Genomic DNA, 11,175 nt, shown 5'->3' on the forward strand with positions numbered 1-11,175 from the left:
GCACATTATCGCGGGCCATGTCGTGGTTCAAGCAGTGTGCACCGCTTGCCAGACACAGAGAGCGTCGACTGTTTCACGCACGTCATGGACCCTCACCACGCGCGCGCCGCGATCCACTGCCAGCACGGCGGTGGCCACGCTCGCAGCGACCCGCTCCGCCGGCTTTTCGCGGCCTGTCACGTGCCCCAGGGACGATTTTCGCGACCAGCCCGCCAGCGAGGCGAATTCCCCCAGGCCCAACTCTTCCAGATGCGCCAGCAAGCTGAAATTCTGCGCCACCGTTTTGCCAAAACCAATGCCCGGATCGAGCACGATGCGTTCGCGCGCCACACCCTGCGCCATCAGCAGGGCCGTGCGCTCCCGCAGGAAGGCGATGACCTGTGGCAGCACGTCGCCCTCCATGGGGGCTACCTGCATGGTTTGTGGATCGCGGTGCATGTGCATCAGGCAGACACCGCAGCGCGGGTGCGCGGCCACCACCGCTGATGCGCCCTCACGGCGCAGCGCCCAGATGTCGTTGATGATGTCGGCACCGACATCGAGCGCGGCACTCATGACCTCGGGCTTGTAGGTATCGACAGACAACGGAACGCCAAGCCGGGCCGCTTCGCGAATCACCGGCAGCACACGGGCCAGTTCTTCGTCCAGCGGCACAGCCGGGCTGCCTGGGCGGGTGGACTCACCGCCGATATCCAGGATGTGCGCACCCTCAGCCAGCAATCGCTCGCAATGGCGCAGTGCTGCCGATGTACTGTCGTGTTGGCCGCCGTCGGAAAACGAATCGGGCGTGACGTTGACGATCCCCATGACCCGTGGAAGAGAGAGATCGATGTCGAAGCGGGAGGTCTGCCAGTGCATGGGGCTCGAAAAGGAAGCTCGGAAACAGGAACGGGGCCTCGTGGCCCCGTGTGTGGTCTGACCCAGGTTGTCCGCTCAGGCGGCCGAGGGTGTCGGATCGGTGGTTACCGCAGGCGTTCCGCCGCTGCCGCCACCACCCACCGAGGGGTTGCGTGGTGTCCAGTCTTTCGGCGGACGTGGCGGCTTGCCAGCCATGATGTCGTCGATCTGATCGGCGTCGATGGTTTCCCATTCCAGCAAGGCCTTGGCCATGGCGTGCATCTTGTCGCTGTTCTGTTCGATCAGCTCGCGGGCCAGCTTGTACTGCTGGTCGATGATGCGCCGCACCTCGGCATCCACCTTCTGCATGGTGGATTCGCTCATGTTGGTGGTCTTGGTCACCGAACGACCCAGGAACACCTCGCCTTCGTTTTCTGCGTACACCATCGGACCCAGCGCATCGGTCATGCCGTAGCGCATCACCATGTCGCGGGCAATGGTGGTCGCCCGTTCGAAGTCGTTGGAGGCACCGGTGGTCATCTGGTTCATGAAGACCTCTTCAGCGATACGGCCACCGAACAGCATGCTGATCTGATTCAGCATGTAGTCCTTGTCGTAGCTGTAGCGGTCCTGTGCTGGCAGGCTCATGGTCACGCCCAGTGCGCGGCCACGGGGAATGATGGTGACCTTGTGCACCGGGTCGCACTTGGGCAGCAACTTGCCGATGAGCGCATGGCCCGACTCGTGGTAGGCGGTGTTGCGGCGCTCCTCCTCGGGCATGACCATGCTCTTGCGCTCGGGGCCCATGAAGATCTTGTCCTTGGCCTTCTCGAAGTCCTGCATCTCGACCACTCGCGCATTGCGACGCGCAGCCATCAGGGCGGCCTCGTTACACAGGTTGGCCAGATCGGCACCGCTCATGCCGGGCGTACCACGAGCAATCACGCTCGCGTTCACATCGGTACCCAGGGGCACTTTGCGCATGTGCACATTGAGGATCTGTTCACGACCCCGGATGTCGGGCAGCGTCACATAGACCTGGCGGTCGAAGCGTCCCGGGCGCAGCAGAGCGGCGTCCAGAATGTCGGGACGGTTGGTGGCGGCCACCACGATCACGCCCAGGTTGGTCTCGAAGCCGTCCATCTCGACCAGCATCTGGTTGAGGGTCTGCTCGCGTTCGTCGTTGCCACCGCCCAGGCCTGCACCACGCTGGCGGCCGACTGCATCGATTTCATCAATGAAGATGATGCAGGGCGCGTTTTTCTTGGCGTTCTCGAACATGTCGCGCACGCGGGCCGCACCCACGCCGACAAACATTTCCACGAAATCGGAACCCGAGATGCTGAAGAACGGCACCTTGGCTTCGCCAGCGATGCCCTTGGCGAGCAAGGTCTTGCCGGTGCCGGGAGGCCCGACCAGCAACAGACCACGAGGGATGCGCCCACCCAGCTTCTGGAACTTGGCCGGATCTTTCAGGAAATCGACCACTTCCTTCACTTCTTCCTTGGCCTCGTCGCATCCGGCCACGTCGGCAAAGGTGACGGTGTTGTTGTTCTCATCGAGCATGCGGGCCTTGCTCTTGCCGAAGCTGAATGCTCCGCCCTTGCCACCGCCCTGCATCTGTCGCATGAAATAGATCCAGACGCCGATGAGCAGCAGCATCGGGCCCCAGCTCACCAGAAGCGTCATCAGCAGCGAGCTCTCTTCGCGGGGGCGCACGTCGAACTTCACGTTGTTGTTGATCAGGTCGCCCACCAGACCGCGGTCCAGGTAGGTGGCCGTGGTGCGCACACGACGGTCGTCTTGTGTGACAGCAACGATTTCAGTGCCACCCTGGCCCTCCTGGATGGTGGCGCTCTTGATGCGCTGGGCCTTGACCTCGTCAAGGAACTCAGAATAGCCCATGTAGCCCGAGCCAGCGGCGGAGCGGCTGTCGAACTGCTTGAAAACGGTGAAAAGCACCATGGCGATGACCATCCACACGGCGATTTTCGAGAACCACTGGTTGTTCAAGTGCAGCTCCTGGAGACAAAAGTGTCAGACATACCCATATACCTCTGATTCTAGGACTTTCAAGTACCCCTGCCGCCGAATGGTGACGGGGCTGTGTCAAAGGCCACATTTGCACAAGTCGAGTGCTTGTGCCACAGCGCGAAAACCCGCTCATCCCGGTTTTTTGAGACCCAGCCCCACCAGGAAGGTTTCCGAGGATTTGTCACGAGACGCTTTGGGCTTGATCGCCTTGACCGTGCGAAAGGTGGTCCGGAACAAGGCCACCATGGGATCGTAAGCGCCCCCATGGAACAGCTTGACCACGAGCGCGCCTTCCGGCTTGAGGTGACGAACGGCAAAATCGACCGCCAGTTCCACCAGATCCGAGATGCGGGCCGCATCGGTCATGCCGATGCCCGACAGATTGGGGGCCATGTCGGAAACCACCACGTCGACCTGTTGCACCCCGCGCTCCACCAGTGCTTGCTCCAGTTCCGCCAGCACCTCCGGCTCACGGAAATCGCCCTGGATGAAATGCACGCCTTCCACAGCGTCCATGGGCAGCAGGTCCAGCGCGACGATGGTGCCATGCAATTCGCCCACCGCCGCACCCTGCGGACTGAGGCGTCGCCGCAGGTACTGGCTCCACGCGCCCGGGGTCGAACCGAGGTCCACCACGCACTGCCCAGGCTGTATCAGCCCCAGCGTTTCGTCGAGTTCCTTGAGCTTGTAGGCGGCGCGTGCACGGTAGCCGTCCTTTTGCGCCAGGCGCACATACGGATCGTTGACGTGCTGGTTGAGCCAGGCCTTGTTGACCTTTTTGCTCTGGGTCTTGACTTTCATGCCCATGAGGGTCGCCTGCGGTGCTTGTAAACGATAATTGTCCCATGCCCCAGATCACCCTCACCCCTGCCCAGCGCAAAGTCCACCGCGCCGAGGCGCACCACCTCGATCCCGTCGTGCACATCGGGGGCGACGGATTGAGCGCCGCCGTCAAGAAAGAGGCCGACCTGGCCCTCAAGGCACACGGGCTCATCAAGATCCGCGTGTTCAGCGACGACCGCACCGCCCGCGAGGCCATGATGCAGACGCTTGCCGACGAGCTCGGCGCCGCACCGATCCAGCACATCGGCAAGCTCATCGTGCTGTGGCGGCCGATGCCGGCGAAGGAGAAGCCGGTGGACGAAGAGCGCATGCCCGGCCCGCGCGATGTCAAGGTGCTCAAATTTAGCAAGCGCGGTGGCCAGCGCCCCGAGGTCAAGGTGGTGCGGGTGCTGGGCAACCAGCGGCTCACACCGGGTGGCCAGGTCAAGCGCGCGAAAGTCATGAAGAAGAGCATCAAGAAAAGCGCGCAGTGAGTGCGCCAGCGGTCGCACACGCACGCCTGTCTCTCGCTGGATCTCCCGCTGGCCCTCGCTTGAATTCCATCCACAGCGCCACATCTGAGAACGCATGAACGACCGCACCGCCCCTTTCGCGCAGAACCCCCTGCTGGATTTCTCCGACCTGCCGCTGTTCGACGCCATCACGCCCCCCTTGGTGGCGCCAGCCGTCGATGAGTTGCTGCAGCAAGCCAATGTCGCGCTGGAGAAGGTCACCGCGCAGGACTTCCCGGCTGACTGGCGCAGCATTTCGTTGGCGCTAGACGTTCCCACCGAGCGGCTCTCCCGGGCCTGGGGCGCGGTCAGCCACCTCAACAGCGTGGCCGACACGCCCGAATTGCGCGCCGCTTACAACGAAGCCCTGCCCCGGGTAACCGAATTCTGGACGCGGCTGGGCGCCGACGAGCGACTCTACGCGAAGTACAAATCCATGAACCCGGCCCAGCTCACTGCCGAGCAGGCTCGCGCCCACCACAACGCTATGCTGGGCTTCGTGCTGGGTGGTGCCGACCTGCAGGGGAAAGCCAAGGAACGTTTTGCCTGGCTGCAGGAACGCCAGGCCGAACTGGCACAGAAGTTCAGTGAGAACGCGCTCGACGCGACCGATGCCTTTTCCCTGTACGCCACTCCCGAAGAACTGGATGGCGTGCCCGATGACGTGCTGCAGGCCACCGCCGCTGCCGCCCTCGCGGAGGGCAAAGAAGGGCACAAGCTCACACTGAAAATGCCCTGCTATTTGCCCGTGATGCAGTTTGCGCACAGCAGCCCGCTGCGCGAAAAGCTCTATCGAGCCTATGCCACGCGCGCCAGCGACCAGGCCGGGGGCGAAGCGGTGAAGTTCGACAACGCCGGCATCATGGGCGAGTTGCTGGCGCTGCGCCACGAGGAAGCCCGGTTGCTCGGGTACCGCCACTATGCCGACGTGTCGCTCGTGCCCAAGATGGCCGAGTCGCCGGAGCAGGTGATTGCCTTCCTGCGCGATCTGGGCCACAAGGCCCGGCCACATGCCGAGAAAGACCTGGCTGACTTGCGCGCCTTCGCAGCCGGTCAACTGGGCATGCCCGATCCTCAAGCCTGGGACTGGCCGTACATCGGCGAGAAACTCAAGGAAGCGCGCTACGCCTTCAGCGAACAGGAGGTCAAACCTTATTTCACAGCGCCCAAGGTGCTGGCGGGCTTGTTCCAGATCGTTGAGACGCTGTTCGAAGTGGCGATCCGTCGAGACCAGGCACCTGTCTGGAACCCGGGTGTCGAGTTCTATCGCATCGAGCGACGTGGTCCGCAGGGTGCCGAATTGGTGGGTCAGTTCTACCTGGACCCCGCCGCACGTACCGGCAAGCGCGGTGGCGCCTGGATGGACGATGTGCGTGCCCGCTGGCTGCGGCCGGACACCGGCTCGCTGCAGACCCCGGTGGCGCACCTCGTGTGCAATTTCGCCGAAGGCGTGAACGGCAAACCCCCGCTGCTCACGCACGACGACGTCATAACCCTCTTCCACGAGTTCGGGCACGGCCTGCACCACATGCTCACGCAAGTCAACGAGCGCGATGTCTCGGGCATCAGCGGCGTGGAGTGGGACGCGGTGGAACTGCCCAGCCAGTTCATGGAGAACTTCTGCTGGGAATGGGACGTGCTCAAGCACATGACCGCCCATGTGGACACCGGCGAACCGCTGCCGCGCGCGCTATTCGAAAAGATGCTGGCCGCCAAGAACTACCAGAGCGGCCTGCAGACGCTGCGGCAGGTGGAGTTCTCGCTGTTCGACATGCTGTTGCACAGCCAGGCCGAGCCACCCACCAGCGGCGACGCCATCCTTGCGCTGCAGCAGGAAGTGCGCGACGAGGTGGCCGTGCTCAAGCCACCGGCCTACAGCCGCACACCGCACACGTTCAGCCATATCTTTGCCGGCGGCTACTCGGCCGGGTACTACAGCTACAAATGGGCCGAGGTGCTGTCGGCCGATGCTTACGCCGCATTCGAAGAAGCGGCGCAGCAGAATGGCCACAGCACGCTGGACGTGGCCACCGGACGCCGTTACCGTCAAGCCATCCTGGAAGCGGGGGGCAGCCGGCCTGCCATGGACTCGTTCAAGGCCTTCCGTGGTCGCGAGCCGAGCATCGACGCACTCCTTCGCCACCAGGGCATGGCTTGATTTCTTCCGCAGTCTGTCGATAGGAGCCGTCATGAACGCGATCCGTCCCGAATTCCCCACGAACGAAACGCTGCTGCGGCTGCTGAGCGCAAGTCTCATTGCCTTGGCGCTTGCCACGCCGGCGTTGGCACAGGGGGTTTACCGCATCGTCGGGCCAGACGGCAAGGTTTCTTTCTCCGACCAGCCCCAGCCCGCGGCCACCCCCAGCAGCAGGCCTGCCGGCGCCAGCGCCCCTTCGAGCGCCGCCAGCACGACCGCGCAACTGCCGTTCGAACTGCGACAGGTCAACAGCCGTTTCCCGGTCACTTTGTATTCCAGCCGGGACTGCGCGCCCTGCAACAGCGGTCGCAACCTGCTCAATGCACGCGGCATTCCCTACACGGAGAAAACCGTCGACACCCCGCAGGACAGCGACGCTCTCAAGCGGCTGAGCGGCGAGTTGTCGCTGCCCTTCCTCACCATCGGCGGCCAGCAGATCAAGGGTTACTCGGACACCGAATGGACCAAGTTCCTGGACGCCGCCGGCTACCCCAAGCAGTCCGCCCTGCCCTCGAGCTACCGTCGACCTGCACCCAGCCCGTTGGTGGAGATCCGGAGTGAAGAAGCCGCAACGCCGTCCACCGCTCCTGCCACCGCACAGGGACGCACCGCGCCGGCACCGGCCGAGGTGCCCGTCGCCCCGCCTGCACAAAACCCGGCCGGCATTCGCTTCTGAGCTGAGGGCGCGCGGAGGTGTTCCGCGGATCAGAACGTCAGTGTCTTGACGCCTTCAGGTGTTCCGAGCAGGCACACGCTGGCTTTCTGGTGAGCGAACACGCCCACCGTCACCACGCCAGGCCACTGATTCACTTCGCTTTCGAACGACAGCGGATCGTTGATCTGCAAGCCGGTCACGTCCAGGATGTGCTGGCCGTTGTCAGTGATGAGCGGTGACCCATCCCTGATGCGGACCTGCGCCAGGCCTCCCAGGGCGGCGAACTGGCGCACCAGTCGGGCAGTGGCCATGGGAATCACTTCGACGGGCAAAGGAAAGGCACCCAGTGTCCTGACCAGTTTCGATTCATCTGCGATGCAGACGAACCGACGCGACTGCGCCGCCACGATCTTCTCGCGCGTGAGCGCCGCGCCCCCGCCCTTGACCATGTGGCCGCGTGCATCGATCTCATCGGCGCCATCGATGTACACCGAAAGTTCGCCCACTGCATTGGCTTCAAAAACCGCGATACCCAGCGCCTTGAGGCGAGCGGTGGAAGCTTCGGAGCTCGACACGGCGCCGGGAATCTGATCCCTGATGCTCGCCAATGCCTCGATGAACTTGTTGACCGTGGAGCCGGTGCCCACGCCCACGATGTCGCCTGGTGTCACGTATTGAAGGGCCGCCTGGCCCACCAGGGCTTTGAGTTCGTCTTGGGTCATTTGAGACAATCGGTAAAACAACAAGCCGGATTATCCAATGTCGCTCCTGCCATACGCTGTCGCGCGCCCGTTCCTGTTCAGCCTGGACCCCGAAGCCGCCCACGAACTCACCTTGCAATCCATCGCGCGGCTCCAGCACTCGCCGCTGACCTGCCTTTACAGCGAGCCGCGTGTGCACGATCCCTGTACCGTGGCCGGGTTGCAGTTTCCCAACCGCGTGGGCCTGGCTGCAGGCCTGGACAAGAATGCGCGATGCATCGATGGTCTGGCTGCGATGGGATTCGGGTTCGTGGAAGTCGGCACCGTCACCCCCAAAGCCCAGAGCGGCAACCCGAAGCCTCGCATGTTTCGCCTGCCCAAGGCCAACGCGCTGATCAACCGCCTCGGCTTCAACAACGAGGGGCTTGATGCCTTCCTGGCCAACGTGCAGAAGGCGCGCTTTCGCCAGCAGGCTGGCGTGAATCCGATGCTGCTGGGCCTGAACATCGGGAAGAACGCCAGCACGCCCATCGAGCGCGCCACCGACGACTACCTCACCTGCCTGGATGGCGTCTACGCGCACGCGGACTACGTTACCGTCAACATCTCCAGCCCCAACACGCAAAACCTGCGAAGCCTGCAAAGCGACGCCGCACTCGACGCCTTGCTGGGCGCGGTGGCCGAGCGGCGCGAGTTGCTGGCGCAACGCCACGGCCGCCGCATTCCCGTGTTCGTGAAGATCGCCCCCGATCTGGACGACACGCAGATCGAAGTGATCGCGACCACCCTCATGCGCTATGGCGTGGACAGCGCGGGCCAGGCCACCAACGCGATGGGGGTGATCGCCACCAACACCACCCTCAGCCGCGATGCAGTGGCTGGGATGACGCACGCAGAACAAGCGGGAGGACTGTCGGGTTCTCCCGTCCTGCAGGCGAGCAACCGCGTCATCCGCCAGTTGCGTGCCTGCCTGGGCAAAAGTTTCCCCATCATCGGCGTGGGCGGGGTGCTCAGCGCGGAGGATGCGGTCAGCAAGATCGAGGCCGGAGCCCAGTTGGTGCAGATCTACACAGGGCTGATCTACAAGGGCCCATCGCTGGTATGGGAAGCGGCACGCGCGATCCAGGCGCGCGCCAAGGCCTGATCAAAGCAAGGAGACCACCCGATCGGCAATGGCCAGGCTGCTGGTAAGCCCTGGTGACTCGATGCCGAACAGGTTCACCAAACCAGGTACGCCGTGAACTGCCGGGCCTTGAATCACAAAATCCGCCGCAGGATCGTCTGGGCCGCTGATCTTCGGCCGAATGCCAGCATAGCCCGGCTGCAAGGCACTGTCCGGCAGGCCAGGCCAATAACGCCGGACCTCGGCATAAAAATCTCCGATTCGCGAGAGGTCAACCCGCAGGTCCTCGGGCGAGTCGGTCCATTGCACGTCGGGGCCGAATTTGGCCTGCCCGCCCAGGTCGATCGTGAAGTGCACACCCAGACCCGCCAGATGGCGATCAGGCTCAGGAGCGGGATAGATCAGGCGTGAGAACGGCGTGCGGCCCGTCAACGTGAAGTAGTTGCCCTTGGCATACCAGGCGCGCGGCACAAGTTGCGTGTCGAGCCCTCGAGTGCGTCGGGCCAGGTCACAGGCTGAGAGACCGGCGGCATTGACCACGGTACGCGCCAACAATCGGGTGCCATCGGCGCATTGAACCTCGATGCCCTGCGACGAGACCACGAGGCTGTCCACGCCGCTGTGGCAGGCCACCAAGCCTCCTGCATGCTCGAGCTCACCCTGGTAGGCCAGCATGAGTCCGTGGCTGTCCACAATACCGGTGGAAGGCGAATGCACCGCACCCAGACATTCCAGTTCGGGCTCCATGAGCCTGGCTTGTTCACGGCTGAGCAATTGGAGATCGGTCACGCCGTTGCTTAGAGCCTTGTTGAGGATGGCAGGCAAAGCCGCGAGTTGAGACGGCGTGGTGGCCACGATCAGCTTGCCGCAGCGCCTGTAGGCCACACCGCGCTCGACGCAGTAGGCGTACAGGGCATCACGACCCTGCACACACAACGTGGCCTTGAGGGAACCTGCAGGATAGTAGATGCCGGCGTGAATCACCTCGCTGTTGCGCGAACTGGTGCCGGTGCCGATGGCGGCCTCGCGCTCAAGCACCATCACCTCTCTCCCGGCCAGGGCCAGTGCCCGCGCCACAGAAAGGCCGATCACCCCTGCCCCAATCACCACGGCATCCACTCTGTCCAGATCTTGCATCATGGCCTTTCCGATTTTGTGTCTCGCCATGAGAAAAGCCCGGACCTTGCGGCTCCGGGCTTCTGTAAAAATGGTCGGCGTGGCGGGATTCGAACTCGCGACCCCTTGCACCCCATGCAAGTGCGCTACCAGGCTGCGCTACACGCCGACAAGCCTTAAATTATAGCTGGCAAACGAGCCTGTTCAGACCGTATGCCAAAGAAGCTCGCGTATTTCGAGCAACTCACGCCTCACATCGTGCAGCAAAGAACCCGATTCGGGTGAGCCGGAATCGTGCGCCTCGACAAAGGGCACAACCATATCGCTGCCATTCACCATCTCGTCCAGTTCGATGACATCGATCGCTTCCTCATCTTCGCTGCGTCGCTTGTCCCGTTCAGATTGCACGATCTCCTGGAGCTTGTTGCGCGCACCACTGATGGTGAAGCCTTGGTCGTAAAGCAACTCCCGGATTCGGCGAATCATCAGCACTTCGTGATGCTGGTAATAGCGCCGATTGCCGCGACGTTTCATCGGTCTCAACTGCGTGAACTCCTGCTCCCAATACCGAAGCACATGCGGCTTGACGCCGCACAATTCGCCCACCTCACCAATGGTGAAGTAGCGTTTGGCGGGTATGGGAGGAAGTGATTTTTCCATGAAAATCAAGGCAGTACAGACCGAACCTTGAAATCTACTCTAACTCGAGTGCGCGTGCACGGGGGAGCGTCGAAATCCGTGTGAAATGTTGCAAACGGCATGGCAGGCAGTTGCAGATGCGCTCACCACCGTGTGCCCGAAGGGCACAGTTGGCAGAAAAACGGGGCAAGAGAGCCCCTTCGGAGCGCGATTAGCCGCCGATGACGGCCGTTTGTACCTGTTCCTTCAGCTTGGGGCTGGCGTGGAAGGTCACCACGCGGCGTGCCTGGATGGCCACAGGCTCGCCGGTTCGTGGATTGCGCCCAGGGCGAGGGGCCTTGGTACGAATCTGGAAATTGCCAAAACCCGAAATCTTCACGTCGTTGCCATTGACGAGGCTGTCGGTGATCAGATCGAAGAACGCATCGATCATGTCCTTGGATTCACGCTTGTTCAGACCGATCTGGTCGAACAGCAACTCGGCGAGTTGTGCTTTGGTCAGCGCCGGGGTTTCCAGACTTTCAACAGCGAGTTCCATG

Annotated in this window: 11 protein-coding genes and 1 tRNA gene; 4 read left to right on the plus strand and 8 right to left on the minus strand. The window is 62.9% G+C overall.

All coding sequences use genetic code 11. The features are described from left to right. Nucleotides 1-27 precede the first annotated feature (27 nt). The 3 genes from folP to ACTIF6_RS07660 all read right to left on the minus strand — a co-directional run bounded on the left by folP (nucleotide 28) and on the right by ACTIF6_RS07660 (nucleotide 3,672). Nucleotides 28-858 (minus strand): dihydropteroate synthase, encoded by an 831-nt coding sequence (gene folP / locus ACTIF6_RS07650; RefSeq protein ID WP_439587370.1) that lies wholly within the window; start codon nucleotides 856-858, stop codon nucleotides 28-30. A 75-nt stretch (nucleotides 859-933) separates the two neighbouring features. Continuing rightward, nucleotides 934-2,850: an ATP-dependent zinc metalloprotease FtsH gene (gene ftsH / locus ACTIF6_RS07655; protein ID WP_439587371.1), complete on the minus strand. Its 1,917-nt coding sequence runs from the start codon at nucleotides 2,848-2,850 to the stop codon at nucleotides 934-936. Between the two features lie 150 nt (nucleotides 2,851-3,000). Further along, on the minus strand, nucleotides 3,001-3,672 hold the full coding sequence (locus ACTIF6_RS07660) for an RlmE family RNA methyltransferase (RefSeq protein ID WP_439587372.1): 672 nt from the start codon (nucleotides 3,670-3,672) through the stop codon (nucleotides 3,001-3,003). Between the two features lie 44 nt (nucleotides 3,673-3,716). Between ACTIF6_RS07660 and ACTIF6_RS07665 the strand changes: the two genes are divergently transcribed. From ACTIF6_RS07665 to ACTIF6_RS07675, 3 genes are all read left to right on the plus strand, one after another. Continuing rightward, a complete protein-coding gene (locus tag ACTIF6_RS07665) occupies nucleotides 3,717-4,187 on the plus strand; it encodes a YhbY family RNA-binding protein (protein WP_439587373.1) in 471 nt (156 codons plus the stop codon). A 94-nt stretch (nucleotides 4,188-4,281) separates the two neighbouring features. Then, nucleotides 4,282-6,363 carry a M3 family metallopeptidase gene (locus tag ACTIF6_RS07670; RefSeq protein WP_439587374.1) on the plus strand — a complete coding sequence of 694 codons (2,082 nt, stop codon included), beginning with the start codon at nucleotides 4,282-4,284 and terminating at the stop codon, nucleotides 6,361-6,363. Nucleotides 6,364-6,394: 31 nt separating this feature from the next. Next, nucleotides 6,395-7,078 carry a glutathione S-transferase N-terminal domain-containing protein gene (locus ACTIF6_RS07675; RefSeq protein ID WP_439587375.1) on the plus strand — a complete coding sequence of 228 codons (684 nt, stop codon included), beginning with the start codon at nucleotides 6,395-6,397 and terminating at the stop codon, nucleotides 7,076-7,078. A gap of 29 nt (nucleotides 7,079-7,107) precedes the next feature. Here the strand turns inward: ACTIF6_RS07675 and rpiA are convergent, their stop codons facing one another. Further along, on the minus strand, nucleotides 7,108-7,779 hold the full coding sequence (gene rpiA / locus ACTIF6_RS07680; RefSeq protein WP_439587376.1) for a ribose-5-phosphate isomerase RpiA: 672 nt from the start codon (nucleotides 7,777-7,779) through the stop codon (nucleotides 7,108-7,110). Nucleotides 7,780-7,816: 37 nt separating this feature from the next. Here rpiA and ACTIF6_RS07685 point away from each other — a divergent pair, with 37 nt between their 5' ends. After that, a complete protein-coding gene (locus ACTIF6_RS07685; protein ID WP_439587377.1) occupies nucleotides 7,817-8,902 on the plus strand; it encodes a quinone-dependent dihydroorotate dehydrogenase in 1,086 nt (361 codons plus the stop codon). Here ACTIF6_RS07685 and ACTIF6_RS07690 read toward each other — a convergent pair whose 3' ends face one another. The 4 genes from ACTIF6_RS07690 to ACTIF6_RS07705 all read right to left on the minus strand — a co-directional run bounded on the left by ACTIF6_RS07690 (nucleotide 8,903) and on the right by ACTIF6_RS07705 (nucleotide 11,174). Next, nucleotides 8,903-10,021, minus strand: coding sequence for an NAD(P)/FAD-dependent oxidoreductase (locus ACTIF6_RS07690; RefSeq protein WP_439587378.1), 1,119 nt, complete (start codon nucleotides 10,019-10,021; stop codon nucleotides 8,903-8,905). Nucleotides 10,022-10,089: 68 nt separating this feature from the next. Next, nucleotides 10,090-10,166, minus strand: a tRNA-Pro gene (locus ACTIF6_RS07695). Nucleotides 10,167-10,201: 35 nt separating this feature from the next. Next, nucleotides 10,202-10,657, minus strand: coding sequence for a MerR family transcriptional regulator (locus ACTIF6_RS07700; RefSeq protein WP_439587379.1), 456 nt, complete (start codon nucleotides 10,655-10,657; stop codon nucleotides 10,202-10,204). Between the two features lie 190 nt (nucleotides 10,658-10,847). Beyond that, entirely contained in the window at nucleotides 10,848-11,174 is a 327-nt protein-coding gene (locus tag ACTIF6_RS07705) for an integration host factor subunit alpha (protein ID WP_439587380.1), read from the minus strand. Between the last annotated feature and the right edge of the window lies 1 nt (nucleotide 11,175).

The organism is Hydrogenophaga sp. (assembly GCF_051860785.1).
Classification (GTDB): domain Bacteria; phylum Pseudomonadota; class Gammaproteobacteria; order Burkholderiales; family Burkholderiaceae_C; genus Hydrogenophaga.

What these genes read in the sequence shown, in the direction of transcription:
- ACTIF6_RS07690 (WP_439587378.1), bottom strand. Translation starts at nt 10,021, where the DNA reads ATGATGCAAGATCTGGACAGAGTGGATGCCGTGGTGATTGGGGCAGGG.
- ACTIF6_RS07685 (WP_439587377.1), top strand. Translation starts at nt 7,817, where the DNA reads ATGTCGCTCCTGCCATACGCTGTCGCGCGCCCGTTCCTGTTCAGCCTG.
- ACTIF6_RS07705 (WP_439587380.1), bottom strand. Translation starts at nt 11,174, where the DNA reads ATGGAACTCGCTGTTGAAAGTCTGGAAACCCCGGCGCTGACCAAAGCA.
- ACTIF6_RS07675 (WP_439587375.1), top strand. Translation starts at nt 6,395, where the DNA reads ATGAACGCGATCCGTCCCGAATTCCCCACGAACGAAACGCTGCTGCGG.
- rpiA (WP_439587376.1), bottom strand. Translation starts at nt 7,779, where the DNA reads ATGACCCAAGACGAACTCAAAGCCCTGGTGGGCCAGGCGGCCCTTCAA.
- ACTIF6_RS07665 (WP_439587373.1), top strand. Translation starts at nt 3,717, where the DNA reads ATGCCCCAGATCACCCTCACCCCTGCCCAGCGCAAAGTCCACCGCGCC.
- folP (WP_439587370.1), bottom strand. Translation starts at nt 858, where the DNA reads ATGCACTGGCAGACCTCCCGCTTCGACATCGATCTCTCTCTTCCACGG.
- ACTIF6_RS07660 (WP_439587372.1), bottom strand. Translation starts at nt 3,672, where the DNA reads ATGAAAGTCAAGACCCAGAGCAAAAAGGTCAACAAGGCCTGGCTCAAC.
- ACTIF6_RS07670 (WP_439587374.1), top strand. Translation starts at nt 4,282, where the DNA reads ATGAACGACCGCACCGCCCCTTTCGCGCAGAACCCCCTGCTGGATTTC.
- ACTIF6_RS07700 (WP_439587379.1), bottom strand. Translation starts at nt 10,657, where the DNA reads ATGGAAAAATCACTTCCTCCCATACCCGCCAAACGCTACTTCACCATT.